The organism is Psychrobacter vallis (assembly GCF_904846715.1).
GTDB classification, from domain to species: Bacteria; Pseudomonadota; Gammaproteobacteria; order Pseudomonadales; family Moraxellaceae; genus Psychrobacter; species Psychrobacter vallis.
In genome coordinates, this window is the sequence record NZ_CAJHBU010000019.1 from 1 (window position 1) to 17,750 (window position 17,750).

Sequence of the window (17,750 nt, forward strand, 5' to 3'; positions counted from 1 at the left end):
CCGATGGTGCCGACGTTGACGTGTGGCTTTTTGCGTTCAAACTTGGCCTTTGCCATGGGTATTTCCTCTTTTTTTGGTGAATAATCAATAGAAGCTCTTTTATGACTCATAATAGAATAAAACCATTATGAACTTAGAGCTATCAATCGTACGAACCACTATTTAAAAAATGCTTCGAACTAATTTTTGTATCCGTTATTATACGCTGACTTCGATTAAATAGTCATACATCTCTCAAACGAAATCAATTTTCTCTATTATCTTGATAATCAGAGTTCAACCAATTACAACATTACTTACAATCAATTCAATATATAGAGCTTACTGAATTAACTGGCTGGCATCATCAAACAATCTGTAAAATCAGTTAACATATGAAAAAGCAAACCAGTGCCAATAATATTAAAAGGCTTACGAAAAAAGAGTAAAACAAAATACACCAGCATCGCATAATACGTATGTAGCGGATGAAAATTAATGCTACACCTATTTGCTTGAAAGATTGGGTTTGCAACTAAATGGTCTAAATCCACCAACATCGTCGCTAACAAAATCAGATATGCTTTTTTCCACTCTTTTTTAAAAAATATTAACGCAATCACAAGAGGAAAGCCAAAGTGCAAAAAATAATGTATGAATGTCTGCATCTTCGCCTACCAGTTTCAACTCTTTTTATATGAAAGTATCAAAACCACTGTTTTCTTAATATGCTGACAGCACTAAAAGGCAACACCTTGGTGTCACCTTCAAATCATTACTTGCCACACTATACTTCTATTTATAATTTTCAATATTTTATAATTTCAATGCAGAGTTGTGTAAAAATAGCAATACAAACACAAAAAGCTTAAATAATAAATGGAGCTCATATTGAGAATTGAACTCAAGACCTCTCCCTTACCAAGGGAGTGCTCTACCGCTGAGCTATATGAGCGTATTCTAGTCAACCAGTAGATTGCACTAAAAAAAATATCACGATACAGCAATAACAAACTGACTGTCGTGATGTATTATTAATGATTTTCGCGATGGTGTATATATGGAGCGGGTGGCGGGAATCGAACCCGCGTCATTAGCTTGGAAGGCTAAGGTGTTACCATTATACCACACCCGCAATTGCTCTTATTCAAAGAGACTCTAATCGAGAGTCATCAAGTATATAGAGCATGCTTGGCGCTATGACAAACTTAGAAAATATGGTGGTGGGAGAAGGATTCGAACCTTCGAAGCTTTCGCGACAGATTTACAGTCTGTTGGGTTTGACCGCTCCCCAATCCCACCTTAGGTTGCTTTTAACAAAAATGACTTTTGTTTAAGACAAATTCATAAAAAGCTACTTTGAAAGAGATGGTGCCGACTGCCGGGATCGAACTGGCGACCTACTGATTACAAGTCAGTTGCTCTACCAACTGAGCTAAGTCGGCTTGTTCTCTCAAAGTGGTGGCTATTCTATCAAATATCTTGCGAGACGCAAGCTCTTTTTTACCTTTTTTATGATTATTTTGATGAAAATTTTCAAACACTTGATTATATTGCTATTTTTTCTGAAAGAAATATGGTTTTTCCACTTATGATAGTTCGCATTTTTCTTTATGCAATATTTAATACATGCCCAAGCTATTTTTGCTGCTAGGATAATTTTTCACGCTTGCTCTCCTTGTGCAGGCAAAAGCTATGAAAACTCATCTTAGCAGTATAGTATTCATTTTATAGCGCCTTAACTGTAGCACGGCACCTAGAAGCAAATATTGACTACACGCCGCCCATGTTAAATAACCATAGCGCCAATCCGATAATAAGAATGGCAAGGAATACCCATATAAACCAACCGCCACTGGGCTTTTTCTCTGCCTGTTCTGCATTCGCTGGGTTAGTGATTGCCTGATCCATCGCATTGTTGCCTTCAGTACCAAGATCACGAGACTGACCTAGATTGGCCGTTCCCGAAAATTGCGCAGTGGCAGCCTGCTTAGCACGTAAGACATCAGGGTCAGCTTCTTCTTGTAGTTCCGTTCTTGTCGTCTTGTCATGTTCGGGCGCAACCACCGGCTCCTTCTGTACTGCTGGCTCTTTCACCGATGGCTCACTATCAGCGGAGTCTGTCGGGGCAGTCTCAGTCGCTATTGCAGCTTCATGCGGCATTTCTGGCGACGGCGTCTGTGATGCGGTTGGGTTTGTAGCCACTGTATTATCTATTGTAGGTAATAGCTCTTCGATATTGGTTTTTTTCACGATAGTTTCCTCAATGCCTTGTTCTTCAACAACGTGTTCTTCAACAGCATGTTTCTCGACCGTCGATTTAGCCATGACTGTTTCAGCGTCAACATTAGTCTCAGCCACTGGCTCCTCTGTCATCACTGGCGCTAATGGCTCATTCTCCGTAGCATCACTAGGCGCATTCACCTGAAAGCTAAAACTTGCAAAAGCAAGCGTGTCATTCACTTGTAAAAGACTCGACTTATTGCCCTCGATACGTTGCTCATTGATAAACGTACCATTTGATGAGTCTAAATCCTTCACATACAACTGACCATCCAATAGGCTGAGCACTGCATGATTGCGCGATACTTGCTTGCTTCCAAGCACCACATCATTATCACTGCCACGACCGACCGACAAGCTTTCAGTAACGGTCAATGTGAGGTCACCGAGCGCCTCTGTTAACGCATTAAGCTGCCAATTATCTGTTTCTACTGTCGTACGCACACTATCTGTTTGGTTCATCATCCTGTAACTCCTTGATTTTATATCAAATTTTAAATACTTTTAGGCAGTCATTGCCAATTTTAAGGGATTTTACGGTTATTTTAATATTTGCCATCATAGGTTATATCATACCTGTCTAAGCTATTTCGGTATAAAGCGCGGTTTTATAACGCCTTCAAGCTTACTATAAGGGATGCTAAGCGTGGGCATACCATAGGCATAAGGGCCGATAGAGTAATGCTGATAACGAATATCAATGCCTTTATCCGTCAATGTCACATTATCACTTAAGGTAAAGGGCCAGTTTTTCTCATAGCTGTTGACGTCTTCATCAACCGTTTTGACCCACGTTTTATAGGCATCATAAGCGAGTGCTTTAAAGCGAGGCTTTTGCCCTACTATCAGCATATCATCGAGTTTTACTTGGGTTTTAGTAGTGATATCAAATATAAAATGCTCACTGTAAGACATACCATGAGCACCGCCCGTATATGAATAAGAGTCGATTTCAAACAACTCAAACTCGTTGACATGACCCAAATAGTTAGGTTTTACTATCAGTTCATATGGCCATTGCCTGTCTGCTGGTTGCTCGACAAATTGTGAATGAATAAAACCATTAATAGCAGATTCGACGTCTGCTTGATTGTTTTTTTTCTTGATTGGTGCTGATTCAGTTGGTTTGCTATTAACGACGAAGTCATTGATACGCGTATTGATAATATTGTTTATCGAGTCATGATTGGTCTTAAGATATTTAACTTCAATGACTGGACAGTTTGCACGCTCAGTACAGACTTTTTGTATGTTCTCGGGCAACTGATACTCAAGATAAGTGGTGGTACTAATGACACTGTTTGCATTTGTGGTCATGCTGACGGCTCCTACCAGCAAACCACTAGCCACGAGCTCCATCAGGCGCATATGACGTCCTCTCATTGATAAAGGTGTCGCCATTAATGGCTTATTGATATCGGATTGATTGGCCGCGTCCATATACCCTCTTTTTTTAAAATAAAATGTTACTTAGGGCGTGTTTGATAATTCAACCATGGCACTGACAGAGACTATTTTTTAGGCGATTCGAAGATAAAAATAGTGAGTATAGTCATTCTATACGTCTATTTTTAGCAATGAAGTGGCAAAAAAGAGTCCTGTCCCCTGCTTTTATTATTGGGGCTGATGCTAAAACTGCCCCATACGGTGTTGCAAGTCTCGCTAAGGTATTAACATTATCGTCGACTTGCGCCTTGTCTGGAACAGTTTTAGATATCAGCAGTGCCTATTTGTGAATATCAAACACGCCCTAATATTCTACCGTAACCATTACGACCTATTGTAGGAACACTGTTCGTGTTTTTAAGAGGGTAGTCTCTACTGAACACATCCCCTCATATTATTGATACGCAACGTTTAAGACGTAAATTATAGCCAACAAAAAAGACACGGCTGGCGTGTCTTTTTGTTAATATACTGTGCAATAGTGGGTTTTAATGCTCACGTGTACTGCTAAAAGTCACTTCTGGGTAACGGTCTTGCATCAACTGCAAATTCACCCGCGATGGCGCAAGATACGTTAAGTGACCACCGCCATCTAGCGATAATTGGTCATGCGCTTTTTTCTTAAATTTAGCCAGCACCACTTCATCATCACAGTGAATCCAGCGTACTGTGGCAATTGAGACTGGCTCAAAGATACATTGTACTTTGTATTCTTCTTTGAGACGATGGGCGACCACTTCAAACTGTAGCACACCGACTGCTCCCAAGATTAAATCATTATTAATCTGCGGCATAAATACCTGCGTGGCACCCTCTTCACTTAACTGTTGTAGCCCTTTTTGTAGTGCTTTGGACTTAAGTGGATCTTTTAAAACCACACGGCGGAACAACTCAGGCGCAAAATGCGGAATACCAGTAAAGCTCAACTCTTCGCCTTCAGTGAAGCTGTCACCGATAGAGATGGTGCCATGATTGTGCAAACCAATAATATCACCCGGATAGGCTTCTTCTAGCGCCTCGCGGTCACCTGCTAAGAAGGTCAGAGCGTCGGCAATACGTACGTCTTTACCCAGACGCACGTGCTTCATTTTCATGCCCTTCTCGTACTTACCAGAGCACACGCGTAAAAAAGCAATGCGGTCACGGTGACGTGGATCCATATTGGCCTGAATCTTAAAGACAAAACCCGTAAAATCAGCCTCGGTTGCTGCAACCTCACGCTCTTGCGTGGGATGTGCTTTTGGCGGTGGTGCGTATTTAACCAATGTATCGAGTACCATGTTGACACCGAAATTACCCAATGCCGTACCAAACAAAACTGGTGTCATCTCGCCAGCCAAAAACGCCTCAACGCTGAACTCTTCTAGCGCCATCTGTACCAGCTCAAGCGACTCCTCAAAGGCGTCAAACATCAGCTGTCCTAGACGTTCACGGATATCTGGATAATCATAGCCCCCGCGGGTCTCAGAGACGGTCATTTTGCCGCCATTACCTTTTTCATAAAAGTAAGTTTTATTTTCGGTCAAATGATACACACCAACAAAATCTTGGCCCATACCGATAGGCCAAGTCACTGGGATACATTTGATTTTTAGCACCGCTTCGATCTCACTGAGCAGCTCAAGCGGTTCACGAATCTGACGATCCAACTTGTTAACGAACGAGATGATTGGCGTGTCACGCATGCGACAAACTTCCATCAATTTAATGGTTCGTTCTTCGACGCCTTTTGCACCATCCACCATCATCAGTGCACTATCCACTGCTGTCAAAGTACGATAAGTATCTTCGCTAAAATCAGCGTGACCTGGAGTATCTAATAGGTTTACCATGTGGCCTTGATAAGGAAACTGCATGACAGAAGTGGTGATAGAAATACCACGTTCTTGCTCCATACTCATCCAATCTGAAGTAGCATGACGATCAGTCTTACGGCCTTTTACTTCGCCCACTACCTGAATCGCCTGTCCCCATAACAAAAGCTTTTCGGTCATGGTGGTTTTACCCGCATCAGGATGCGAGATGATAGCAAAGGTACGGCGTTTGGACACTTCTTTGGCTAACTTTTTTGGATCTACGCTCATAGTTTTTGGCTTCAACGGTTGTGTCATTTAGAAGTCAATCTAAATAAATAAGATAAATAATGGACGTATTGTAGCGGATTTAGCGTAACGGTGCAGAATTAGCGCATAAAAAAACACTCTCTATTTATCCAATAAAGAGTGTTAGTGGCTTTTCTGAGGTCAATAATAGCGTCTGATTTGCTCCGCTAAGAAATCTCCTGCGACTTCATTGACTATCGTACAATCCACCACACCACGAATACTGTTGGTATTTGGATCTGTAGTACCTTTGGCAACATAATTCGCCTCATAAATATCATCGGCATATTCGACACCATTGTATTGATAAGCAGGCTGATTTTGGTATTCAAAGAACGTCACTTGTGCCGCTTTTTGCTGGTTGCCAAATCCCACACTTAACTCAGAGGTTCTATGATCTCTATCGTCACTAAAGCGTTGTTTGGCAGCATCAATCCATTTATTGATCGAGTCATAACCTGTTTTGTTTTTTTCATTGAATGCTAAAAACGAGCGGGCACTTGTGACCACTGGAATATAACAAACAGAGCCTGCTGGAAACGCTACATTGGTCGGAATATTAGGATACTTGTTCAAATCCGTGAGTATGCCTCGACTGTTGTCTATATTGGTGCCTGCCTCATAACTGTTGGCCCGCCGTCCCGATAGATTAATCGTTTTATACGTGGTTTCGTAGTTTAATTTATTATTGCTATTTTTTTCATAGATAGGACGTTCAACCGTACGGCCATTAACCTCAATATCTGTATTGGCCAGTTGTCCTTCAAAATTATCTGCCAATACTATTTTGTCCAAGGTATTCAGATTTTGATTTCTATAACTATTAATCATGTTTCTTATTTTAATCTCATGCTCACCAGTACGGAAAGTCTCATCAATACGCGCAATCGCACTAGTGTTCGCTTGACTGTCATAGCTCTTATCAAAGCTGGTCAGCGTAATATTATTACTATTGCCAGAACCATAAGAACCGTCCTCTTCGCCGCAACCCACCAGCGCAAAAGCCACCAAAGAAAATACACTTGGTATCACCATCAATCTATTCATCGAACACTGTCCTTATGGTTATTAGTATCTGTTGTCATCTATTCTGATGATTGTAGTATCAGCCACTGTCAATATAAGCCTTTGTTTGGTTAGTTTACCTTAATACATTTATGGTTAATACCTAAACCTAAGGGCAAATACCCATTTATAAACATAATTCTGTACACATCACTTACACATTCATAGTATATAATTACGACTGGCCTATATAGCAAATGCGCTGGTTTGTTATGCTAAGTGCCACATTAGATCGACCGATCAACTATAAAAACTCAAAACAACTAAAGGATATTTTATGAAAACATTATACTCTACTAAAGCCACTGTCACTGGTGGACGTGCAGGCTCAGTTAGCTTAAACGACAGTGATCTTAGCATCAATATGGTACCACCGGGTTCTGGCAAAGAAGGCAATAATCCAGAACAGCTTTTTGCCATGGGCTATAGCGCCTGTTTTGATGGCGCGCTTGGCGTAGTCAAGCAAATGGAAAAAGCAAAATTTGATTCAACCACTTCAATTGAAGTAGACCTACTTCAAGGCGAAGGCCATGAATATAAACTGGCCGCTAAAATTCACGTCGTTGGTGAGAACACAGACTTGTCAGCTGAAGAGTTTCAGGCACTGGTCGAAAAAGCGCATCACGTTTGCCCGTATTCAAAAGCCACGCGTGGCAATATCGATGTCGAAGTTACTTCAGAAGTAAAATAATACAAAACCAATAATTATTTCAGCAAAAAAGAATTCAGCCAGCGCTGGGTTCTTTTTTTATGTCTGATTCACTATAGAACATCTCTTAACTTTTAAGCAGTTCGGCACTCACGGGTTTTATCGTTATAATAAGCGTATATTTTTATCTAATAGCTGATAAGTGACTTTTATGACCGACAATATGACCGACGCCATTACAGACAGTGACCATAACTCTCATCAAGCAATTGACCCTCAAGCTTTACCGAACTTTGATACTATGCCCAATGTAGCCACCATGGACACCAGTCATGTGGACAAAGACCAACCCCCTTTTATCTTGGTTGATGGCTCCTATTATCTGTTTCGCACTTATCACGCTTTGCCCAAAACCATGCAAAATTCGCAGGGATTAATCACCAATGCGATTCGTGGCACCTTGAACGCATTATTAAAGCTGATGCGTCGCTATCATCCGACCCATATGGCGGTCTGTTTTGATACCAAGTCACCGACGTTTCGACATCATATGTCTGCGGACTATAAGGCGGCTCGTCCACCCATTGATATCGAGCTGGTAGAACAGATTCCTTACATTCATCGTTTGGTGACCGCCTTAGGTATTCCGCTATTGCGTATTGAAGGAGCGGAAGCCGATGATATCATCGGGACACTGGCGCACCGTGCGGTTGAACAAGGTCATCATGTGGTCATTTCCACAGGCGATAAAGACATGATGCAACTGGTCAATGACTGCGTCATATTGGAAGACAGCTTTACGGGTAAAATAACAGACACCCAAGCAGTGATCGACAAATTCGGCATCAATCCAAATCAGATGATCGACTTCTTAACCTTAATGGGTGATACCTCTGACGGTATCAAAGGCGTTCCAGGTATCGGTAAAAAAACCGCAAAAGACTTGCTTGTTGAATATGGCACTATCGACAATATGATCAAGCACATTGGCTTTATCAAAGGTCGCGGGGCAAAAGGCTTGATTGAGCATGCAGACGACATTCCGTTTAATGCAAAGCTCGCCACTATCGTCACGGATTTGGAAATCGGTCAAGACTGGAATGATTTAAAAATCAATACCGACCCGTGTGCTCATATCGATGAGTTACGCGAGCTATATACTGAGCTTGAATTTAGAAATGAGCTTGCATCACTCGACCACCCGAATCATCCAGCAAATGGATCACAAAGTGTCGCTGATAGCCAAGCCGATGCTGAGTCACAAGCACAAGTGGCGAAATACTTACAGTCGACCAAAATCACAGACACCAAAGACAGTAAAAGCCATGACAAAGCATGGCACACGGTTTTAGATGAGCCAGCGTTTGACAGTTTAATCAAAGTATTGGAGGCGGCTCCGCATTTCGTGATTGATACCGAAACCACCAGCGTCCATTGGCGCGAGGCACAGATTGTCGGTTTGTCATTTGCCGTTCAAGCACACGAAGCTTACTATATACCGCTCACGCATAGCTTAGAAGGTGATGAGCTGACCGTCAAGCAACTCGACCGCGACACAGTATTGGCTCGCTTAAAACCACTTTTAGAAAACCCCAATATCGGCAAGATTGGTCAGCACCTAAAATACGATGCCCACATTCTCAAACATTATGACATTGACCTAATCGGCGCGCTCCATGAGCGTCCGAACAACTGGGCGATGGATACCATGCTTGCTAGCTATGTGATTAACGCGGCTGTCACTCGTCACGGCATGGATGATTTGGCACGGCATTACCTACAAACACAAACCATCAGCTTTGAAGATGTTGCGGGTAAAGGCGCAAAGCAAGTCACCTTTGACCAAGTCGCCATCGATATCGCCAGCGACTATGCTTGCGAAGATGCCGATATCACCTATCAATTGTTTGAGGTGTTCAGTGTCGAGCTGGCTAACGATACCAATAATGCCAAACTGCTGCATGAGCTTGAGATTCCAACGGCCCAGATACTTTGTCAAATGGAAGCCCACGGTATTCTTATCAAGCGCCCATTTTTAAATGAGCTATCAAAACGCTTTGATGAAGAGATTATTGCCCTAGAAAAACGCGCTTATGAAGTCGCTGGCGAAGAATTTAACCTAGGCTCACCCAAGCAGCTTGGTGAGATGCTGTTTGAGAAGCTCGGCGTTGCTGGTGGTAAAAAAACCAAGTCAGGTCAATACTCAACGGGCGAAGCAGTATTGTCAAATATTGACCATCCGTTGGTAGAAATCGTCCTTGAATATCGCGGCCTCTCTAAGCTAAAAAGCACTTATACCGATGCGCTTGATAATGTTGCAGATAGCGAGACCGATCGCGTTCATACCAGCTATCATCAAGCACTAACCAGCACTGGCCGACTGTCCTCCACTGACCCTAACTTGCAGAACATTCCGATTCGTACCGCCACGGGTCGCTTGATTCGCCAAGCCTTCATCGCGCCAGAAGGTCGCGTGATTTTAGCCGCGGATTACTCACAAATTGAATTGCGTTTGATGGCGCATTTTTCAGGCGATAAGAACTTAACGCATGCCTTTAATGAAGGGTTAGATATTCACGCAGCGACTGCCGCTGAAGTACTTGGTAAAGATGTTGCCGATGTCACGCCAACTGAGCGCCGTAATGCTAAAGCCATTAACTTCGGTCTACTCTATGGCATGAGTGCCTTTGGACTTGCCAAGCAATTACAAATGAGCCGCGGCGAAGCGCAAGACTATATCGATATGTACTTTGAGCGTTATCCCGGCGTCAAAAACTATATGATTAATACCCGTGCTAGCGCTTATGAGCAAGGCTATGTCGAGACAATATTGGGTCGTAAACTCTACACGCCCGATATCAATCACAGCAACCGTATGGTCAAACAAGGTGCTGAACGCGCGGCGATTAATGCGCCACTGCAAGGCTCAGCCGCTGATCTGATCAAACTTGCCATGATTGCCGTCGACAAAGTATTGCCGAAAGATCAAGCCAAAATGCTACTACAGGTGCATGATGAATTGGTGTTTGAAGTCGATGCCGATAAAGTAGACGCGGTTAGCCAATTGATTACGGATGCAATGCAAGATGTCTTGACGACAACAGCGGTAGATAAAGGTTGGAATGTCGACTTTGCTGTGCCGTTGTTGGTTGAAACCGATAGTGGTCAGAACTGGGATGAGGCACATTGATTGCTGACCTAAATTGATATAGATGTAAATTGGGCGAATTATTTTAACTTCTCATAGAGTATAGAGATAAAACAAATCTGCCCTTTTTTAAACTGTATTGCCCACATTAACAATCACTTGTGACCAGTTAGATAAATTAACTAAACACATCATGGTAAAATCGGCGTTATAATAGCCTATTATTAAATTGTGTGTGGTTGGACTGTACCTAGTTGTGCTGTACATGGTTAGATAGTATCGATCTATAGTGAGCCTTAGCGCTCACTTTTTTGTTTTGTAAAAACGAGGAGTTTCGTATTCCGATTTCAGAGGGCATCACAGAAATCCCCAGCATGCTGATTTTGTTCGCTTGTCTGCTACGTTGCGGGCAGTATGAGCTGCAGAATTCGATCAAACACGTGCGTGCCTTTTGGTTAGCAGCCGTACTGGTATTTTTTACTGTAATACGCCGAGAATTAAACTACCTACCAGATCTGTTTGTGCCCAGTGATTTTATGTTGCTCAGCCATTCATATAACTGGTGGGAAGACGCTGTTCTTACGGTTGCTTACTTACTGACTGTAGGCTTGTTGGCTTATTCTCGACATTACCTGTGGGCAGTATTAAACAAAGTACCTGTGGCTCTATATTTGACTGTGGCCGCATTGGCCTTGTTGCAGTATATGGGTGAGAACGCGATTGTTTTTCCAGAAGCGCTCGGCGTCATCGTCGAAGAGCTGGCAGAAACTGCTGTTTATGGTATTGCCTTGGTATATTTATGGCGATTTAATTTGAGCGATTATGACTCCTATATGTTGCATGAACCAAATTATGAATGTAGCCACTCCAATCATTAAAACCAGTCTAATATTAATCGTGAATTAATGACTATAATCGGTCAAAATCAATATCGATACAATACGTACTGCTGGTGCAAATTTTTCTTGCTTGCTGTGCCTTCGCAGACAGAGGCTGCAAAAAATTTACACCAGCAATACTGTAACGACTTTAAAGTATTTCAAATATAGAGATACTGCTATTACATTGTTTGAACATGCTGTGACACCTTATCACTATTAGCAGCGATCAGAACGCGTCACACTAGCCTTGATAAACAAAATCAACAATCTATGAATAATAATAAGGAATCCATTATGGACAATTCAAAAAGCCCATTACCAGAAGAGATGGATCGTGTCGATGGCGATACGCGTAGTGATGAGGGCTTTGACAATCAAGACAACCAGCTGGTCGATTTGGATAACCCTATGTTACACACCATTGATAATAATGATGTGATTGACAATAGCGCCGGATTTGATAACTCAGAAGTCGGTACAGATGCGACCCAAGGCTTGACGCCGATGCATCGTCAAAATATCGATGAATCACGGGTCGATGAAGTACTGGTGCAAGACAACCTTGATGACAGTCATTATCCTGATATTTTGGATATTGCAGACAGAGAAGCGGCAGAACGTAGTAACGATGATGATTTTTAACCAAGCTCTCTCACAATAAAAAAGCACGCCCGTTATATCGAGCGTGCTTTTTTATTGTGAGAGAACGCTTCTAATACGAGAGTCTGTTAAGCAACCAACTATATCCCTGACAATGGCTGATCCGTCCAAACATCTCGGTAACTGGTGTAGTAAGTAATCATACCTATTGGAAACAGCGCTAAAAGACCTAGTCCTAGTGTAAAAACTACCATCAATATCATTATTATAGGAGCAATCAACCAAAAAAGTAAAAATGGTAAGATGTTTTTTAAACACCCTTTAAAACTCATTTTCATTGCCTGAACGGGCTCAATGTTGTGAAGCACAATTAAGGCAGGTGCAAACCAGATAGCCATAAGTACAGGAAATAATAGTATAAAAAGTAGTAAAGAACCCAATACTATACCTACGATAGCAACGTCACTTGACTCCTGACCTAACGATAAAGCCATACCACCGAATATAATCAGCATAGGTATCATTACAACAATAATAGCCACTAAATACAATATGAATAAAATAATTAATGGTTTGAGATGCGTATAAAAGGCTGAAAAAAGATGATCAAACTTCAGCTCGCTGCCTACAACTTGAACGGCGCAGCCTTTTATTATTCCACCAACAAAAACAAAAGAAAGAAAAGGGAAAATGAAATTTATCACGGGTATGCTACTGCCAATTATAGCAATAATTAAATAAGCAACCCCTATAGCTAACCATAATAAAAATTGATCTTTAAATATTACAAATGATTTGGTAATCCAACTTATGCCCCATCCTGCTTGGCACATTCGAGGTTCTGCCAATAACTGCGGTAATAGGCCACCATATTCGTCAGTTGGCGGTAAGTTCGGTGGTTGGCCGTGAGGTTTTTGTAGAGACACAGAAGGTTGTGAACCATTAGAGCTGGACATGTTTATTCTCAAAAATAAAGTTAAGCAAAAGTAACAATGATAATAAAACAAAATTTTGTTTGGCTTATTTTTACATATCAGTCACAAAAAATCCCAACTTTATTCTATTTTAATAAACTTCATTAAAATCATTTAGCCAAAAAAATACCGAACATGATGTCCGGTATTTCTTATGATTTACAAATACAGTCAATTACGCCCAGCCGTCCAACGTTCCCGCCCAACCTTTCACTAAAGGCGCACTCAACGCTTCAAGCAAATCAATATGCGCGTCATCTAAGTTCAATGCAGGAATATAGTGATATTCTTGTCCACCCGCGTGGAGAAAGTTTTCACGATTTTCAATTGCCAGCTCTTCTAGTGTCTCTAAACAATCAGCAGAGAAAGCCGGACTAATGACTTGTACTGAGCGCACACCTGACTTACCCCAGTCCTCGAGTACCACATCGGTATATGGCTTGACCCACTCTTGTTTACCAAAGCGCGACTGAAAGCTGATAATCCATTCATCTGCACCAAGACCCAATGCGTGGGCAACTTGCGCCGCCGTACATTTGCAGCGTTTAGGATACGGATCTCCTTTATCAGCATAAGGCTGTGGAATACCGTGGAAGCTAAACATCAGCTTTTCAGGCTTACCATGCTCTGCTTGAAAACGACGTATCGAATCTGCCAGCGCTTGAATATACAGCGGATGCGCAAAATAGTCTTTGACGATTGTATAGTTTGGCAGATTGCGTTGTTTTAGCGTCCACTTAGTCAGCGCGTCATAGACCGCACCACCTGAAGAGGCAGAATATTGTGGAAATAAAGGCAAAACGACAAAATGATCAACGCCTTCACTACGCAAGTTATCCATCACGTCAGGTAAACCAGGATTACCATAACTCATCGCTGAATGCACAGAAATACGAAATGGCGCTGCTGTATTTGCCAAGCGCGGCTCTAGCAACTCCACTTGGCTCTTTAGTATCTTGCGAATCGGCGAGTCACCTTCCCAAATGCTGGCATAAGCTTTTGCCACGCGTTTCGGACGGCTTGGCAAGACAAACAGGTTCAGAATAATAGCCCATAAGAATTTTGGGATTTCAATCACCCGTGGGTCTGACAAAAACTGTTTTAGGTAACGACGCACCGCAGGCGCGGTCGGCTCGTCTGGCGTACCAAGGTTGACTAATAGGACGGCAATACGTGGGGGCAGTTCAGGTTTCATAGCAGCACTATTTTATGAGTAAGTTGAGAAAAGACATAAGATCATGCCAAACAATATCAGATAAAAGATTATTAAGACATGATTGAATAAACGGCTTGTTAGTGTAGCATTTTATCCATTCATAACGCATGGTAAAAGTGCACTTATACAATTTGATACTCAGCGGTTATTCTCTATTACCCACCATTATCTATCGATTATACAGTCCCTATAAAAACTAGGCTCAAAAGATATCTCCCGAAGGTTGTACTCATATGCGCATCACCATACAATAGGCAAACATAGCGTGTCGGCATATTGCCATACTGCTTTTATTTATTGATGATTGTTGTCTTGCGAGGTAGCTTTGAACGCACGCCCTGATAATACCAGTGACCAGTCCCCCAAAGACAAACCGCATTTGACTGGCTCAATAGGCTCAGTTGGAATTGTCACGCCCCAAATTTTTCATTTCGCTGAGCCTTTGACCTTAGAATGTAATAGAACCTTGCCCTCGTTCGATCTAATAATCGAAACTTACGGCACGCTCAATAGCGACCAATCAAATGCCATTCTGATTTGCCATGCCTTATCAGGCAGTCATCATGCGGCAGGCTTTCATAACGCCGATGAAAAAAAAGCGGGCTGGTGGGACAATATGATTGGCCCGAATAAAGCCATCGATACCAATCAATTTTATGTGGTATGTGTCAACAATATTGGTAGCTGTTTTGGCTCCACAGGGCCAACGACCATCAACCCAGAAAGCGTAAAATCAGACGGCTCTGTAAATGCGCACAGCGAGTCTGCAAATGAGCGCAGTGAGCCACAAGTCTATGGCCCTGATTTTCCTTTAATTACCATCAAAGACTGGGTAAAAACCCAAGCCATGTTATCAGACCGCCTTGGTATTGACGTGTGGCATGCTGTCGTTGGCGGCTCGATGGGCGGCATGCAAGCGCTACAATGGTCAGTTGACTATCCAGCCAGACTGAAACGCTGTGTGGTCATCGCTAGCACGCCTAAGCTATCCGCGCAAAACATTGCTTTTAATGAAGTGGCACGTCAATCCATTCTTTCTGATCCTGACTTCAAAGATGGACGCTACTTACAAGCAGGTACTTACCCTCGTCGCGGTCTGATCTTAGCGCGGATGGTTGGACATATTACCTATTTGACCGATGACGCAATGAAAGCCAAATTTGGTCGTGATTTAAAATCAGGTAAATTTATGTATGGCTACGACGTCGAGTTCCAAGTCGAGAGTTATCTGCGCTATCAGGGCGAACGCTTTAGCGAAAATTTCGACGCCAATACTTATTTGCTGATGACCAAAGCACTAGATTATTTTGATCCAACACGTGATTATCCATCGGCATCGACAACAGAAACGACAGAGCCATCTATACAAATTGAGAGCTCCATCGCCGCGTCCGTCAATGCTACCAAAGAAGCGTCTGAAAGTGAGCTAGAGGATACGATAACGTCTCTAGATGAGCATACGCATGACCGCCAGCAAGAACTGACAGCGCTCAAGGCGGCTTTTGCCCATACTCAGTGCCAATACTTAGTAGTGTCATTCACCACTGATTGGCGTTTTGCGCCCGAACGCTCACAGGAGATTGTCGATGCACTGATGGCCACTGGCAAACCAGTCAGCTACATTAATGTCGATGCACCACATGGTCATGACTCATTCTTATTTGATATTCCCCGTTATATGGGTGCTGTAAAAGGGTTTTTGACCGCGCCATTTATGGTGAATAGCCAATCAAAAAGCAATCAGGAAAAATCAGGAGCGCGCTCATGAGAATGGATCACCAATTGGCTGAGCGCTGGATTGCCCCGCAGTCACATGTATTGGATTTGGGCTGTGGTAATGGTGAGCTGCTGGCACACTTGCAACAGAAGCGCGGCGTGACGGGCTACGGGCTTGAGATTGATGAAGAAAAAATCAATGATGGTATTGCAAAAGGCCTCTCTATTATTGAGCAAGATCTCAATGACGGTTTAGCGCGTTTCGCCGACAATAGCTTTGACACCGTCGTCATGGCGCGGGCGTTACAAGCAGTAAAAGCACCTGATGTGCTATTGCTCGATATGTTACGGGTCGCCCGCGAGGCCATCATCACCTTTCCTAATTTTGCTCATTGGCAAAACCGTCTGCATTTAGGGCTAAAAGGTCTGATGCCCGTCTCAGAAGCACTGCCTTATGAATGGTATAACACACCCAATATTCATCTATGCACTTTTAAAGACTTTGAGCAGCTGTGCGCCCAGCATGACATACATATCATCAATCGCTTTGCAGTCAGTGACTCTGAAAAAGTTCATAGTCCACTGATGACAGCGTTGATACGACAAGCGCCCAACCTATTGGCAGATGTCGCTATTTATCGCGTCACCAAACAAAAAACTGACTCATGTTAAGTATTGTTTGCCCTTTATAAAAGGTCGTCTCAGATCTGCTAAGGATGATTTTTAACCTTAATGCCATGTTAAGCTATCCTTACAACCAAGTAACTCTATGATTTTATTCAGGACATAGCGGTATAAGTAAGCATTAAATCGTGTAATTAGTATTTGAGTTTCGTAAGTTTGGGTGTTAAGCTAGCGAGATAGTGTCAACCGCACACCTATAGCAACCGTTCATCGGTTCAATTAGGTCTCGTTGCCACCCTACTATGATGAATGATATTGCTAATGATTAGGTAAGTTGATATTGCAAGATGTCACCTAATTGTTATTGCCGCCTAAACTGATTTCGCGGTACAACTTTTTCTTTTGCTTATTAACTGCCTCATTCTGGAGCTGCTATGAAATTATTGAAAGCTGCGTTGTTCACCGCATTATTTTCTTGTGCGGGTATCGCCAACGCTGAGTTAATATCAAATGTACCACTTGATACTTCTCGTTTTGAGCTAATGCCTGTCAGTGAGCTGTCTGCTAGAGCTGCCCAAGGCAACGATCACGCTCAGTTTTATTTGGCCAAACGCCTACAAAAGGGTGAAGGTATAACCCAGAATACTCAACAAGCCATTCAGTGGTATACCAAAGCAGCTCAGCAAGGCGTTGCCCCTGCTCAGTTGAACCTAGCGATCATGTACTTGCGTGGTGAAGGTGTTCAACCAAACCTACAACAAGCCCGTGGTTGGTTAGAAAAAGCCGCCATGCGTGGTGATAACCGTGCTAGCTATACGCTCGCTTTGTTAGATGAAAAACAAAAGAATTTGGTCGATGCCTATAAATGGTACGACTTGGCTGCCCGTGACGGTATGCTCGATGAAAAAGTCCGTAACAAAGCACGCGGTAAAATCGGTCAGTTGGCATTGAACTTATCAAGCGCAGATATCGCTAGTGCTCGTAGCAAAGCCGATACCTGGTTTCAGAGTAAATAAACTTTAATTTTGAATTTACGCAGTGAATAGAAAAAAGCTCAGTATTTTACT

Annotated in this window: 14 protein-coding genes and 4 tRNA genes; 7 read left to right on the plus strand and 11 right to left on the minus strand. The window is 42.5% G+C overall.

Annotation, left to right across the window (positions count from 1 at the left end; translation table 11 throughout):
* Positions 1-329: 329 nt before the first annotated feature.
* The 9 genes from JMY02_RS11090 to JMY02_RS11130 form a co-directional block, all read right to left on the minus strand.
* Positions 330-647: a DUF6122 family protein gene (locus tag JMY02_RS11090; RefSeq protein WP_227678489.1), complete on the minus strand. Its 318-nt coding sequence runs from the start codon at positions 645-647 to the stop codon at positions 330-332.
* A gap of 212 nt (positions 648-859) precedes the next feature.
* A tRNA-Thr gene (locus JMY02_RS11095) sits at positions 860-934 on the minus strand.
* Between the two features lie 106 nt (positions 935-1,040).
* Positions 1,041-1,114, minus strand: a tRNA-Gly gene (locus JMY02_RS11100).
* An 83-nt stretch (positions 1,115-1,197) separates the two neighbouring features.
* Positions 1,198-1,281 (minus strand) — tRNA-Tyr (locus JMY02_RS11105).
* A 67-nt stretch (positions 1,282-1,348) separates the two neighbouring features.
* Positions 1,349-1,424: transfer RNA gene (locus JMY02_RS11110), tRNA-Thr, on the minus strand.
* Between the two features lie 328 nt (positions 1,425-1,752).
* Entirely contained in the window at positions 1,753-2,727 is a 975-nt protein-coding gene (locus JMY02_RS11115) for an FHA domain-containing protein (RefSeq protein ID WP_227678490.1), read from the minus strand.
* Between the two features lie 120 nt (positions 2,728-2,847).
* On the minus strand, positions 2,848-3,702 hold the full coding sequence (locus tag JMY02_RS11120) for an RsiV family protein (RefSeq protein WP_201598234.1): 855 nt from the start codon (positions 3,700-3,702) through the stop codon (positions 2,848-2,850).
* 494 nt (positions 3,703-4,196) lie between these two features.
* The gene (locus JMY02_RS11125; RefSeq protein WP_201598235.1) at positions 4,197-5,792 is read right to left on the minus strand and encodes a peptide chain release factor 3; all 1,596 of its coding nucleotides are present in this window, start codon (positions 5,790-5,792) and stop codon (positions 4,197-4,199) included.
* Between the two features lie 159 nt (positions 5,793-5,951).
* Positions 5,952-6,857 (minus strand): hypothetical protein, encoded by a 906-nt coding sequence (locus tag JMY02_RS11130; RefSeq protein WP_201598236.1) that lies wholly within the window; start codon positions 6,855-6,857, stop codon positions 5,952-5,954.
* Between the two features lie 295 nt (positions 6,858-7,152).
* Here JMY02_RS11130 and JMY02_RS11135 point away from each other — a divergent pair, with 295 nt between their 5' ends.
* From JMY02_RS11135 to JMY02_RS11150, 4 genes are all read left to right on the plus strand, one after another.
* Complete coding sequence (locus JMY02_RS11135) at positions 7,153-7,566, plus strand: organic hydroperoxide resistance protein (RefSeq protein ID WP_201598239.1); 414 nt, start codon at positions 7,153-7,155, stop codon at positions 7,564-7,566.
* A 169-nt stretch (positions 7,567-7,735) separates the two neighbouring features.
* Positions 7,736-10,714, plus strand: a complete 2,979-nt coding sequence (gene polA / locus JMY02_RS11140) for a DNA polymerase I (RefSeq protein ID WP_406947759.1) — start codon at positions 7,736-7,738, stop codon at positions 10,712-10,714.
* A gap of 269 nt (positions 10,715-10,983) precedes the next feature.
* The gene (locus JMY02_RS11145; RefSeq protein WP_201598242.1) at positions 10,984-11,550 is read left to right on the plus strand and encodes a hypothetical protein; all 567 of its coding nucleotides are present in this window, start codon (positions 10,984-10,986) and stop codon (positions 11,548-11,550) included.
* Positions 11,551-11,847: 297 nt separating this feature from the next.
* Positions 11,848-12,195 carry a hypothetical protein gene (locus tag JMY02_RS11150; protein WP_201598244.1) on the plus strand — a complete coding sequence of 116 codons (348 nt, stop codon included), beginning with the start codon at positions 11,848-11,850 and terminating at the stop codon, positions 12,193-12,195.
* A gap of 98 nt (positions 12,196-12,293) precedes the next feature.
* On the opposite strand, the gene JMY02_RS11155 is transcribed toward JMY02_RS11150, so the two are convergent.
* The gene (locus JMY02_RS11155) at positions 12,294-13,109 is read right to left on the minus strand and encodes a BPSS1780 family membrane protein (protein WP_201598246.1); all 816 of its coding nucleotides are present in this window, start codon (positions 13,107-13,109) and stop codon (positions 12,294-12,296) included.
* A gap of 193 nt (positions 13,110-13,302) precedes the next feature.
* Positions 13,303-14,322: a ferrochelatase gene (gene hemH / locus JMY02_RS11160; protein ID WP_201598248.1), complete on the minus strand. Its 1,020-nt coding sequence runs from the start codon at positions 14,320-14,322 to the stop codon at positions 13,303-13,305.
* Positions 14,323-14,722: 400 nt separating this feature from the next.
* Here hemH and metX point away from each other — a divergent pair, with 400 nt between their 5' ends.
* From metX to JMY02_RS11175, 3 genes are all read left to right on the plus strand, one after another.
* On the plus strand, positions 14,723-16,111 hold the full coding sequence (gene metX, locus JMY02_RS11165; protein WP_227678493.1) for a homoserine O-acetyltransferase MetX: 1,389 nt from the start codon (positions 14,723-14,725) through the stop codon (positions 16,109-16,111).
* On the plus strand, positions 16,108-16,731 hold the full coding sequence (gene metW, locus JMY02_RS11170; protein WP_201598253.1) for a methionine biosynthesis protein MetW: 624 nt from the start codon (positions 16,108-16,110) through the stop codon (positions 16,729-16,731). The genes metX and metW overlap by 4 nt, the downstream gene beginning before the upstream one ends.
* A gap of 386 nt (positions 16,732-17,117) precedes the next feature.
* On the plus strand, positions 17,118-17,699 hold the full coding sequence (locus tag JMY02_RS11175) for a tetratricopeptide repeat protein (protein WP_201598255.1): 582 nt from the start codon (positions 17,118-17,120) through the stop codon (positions 17,697-17,699).
* The last annotated feature ends 51 nt before the right edge of the window (positions 17,700-17,750 follow it).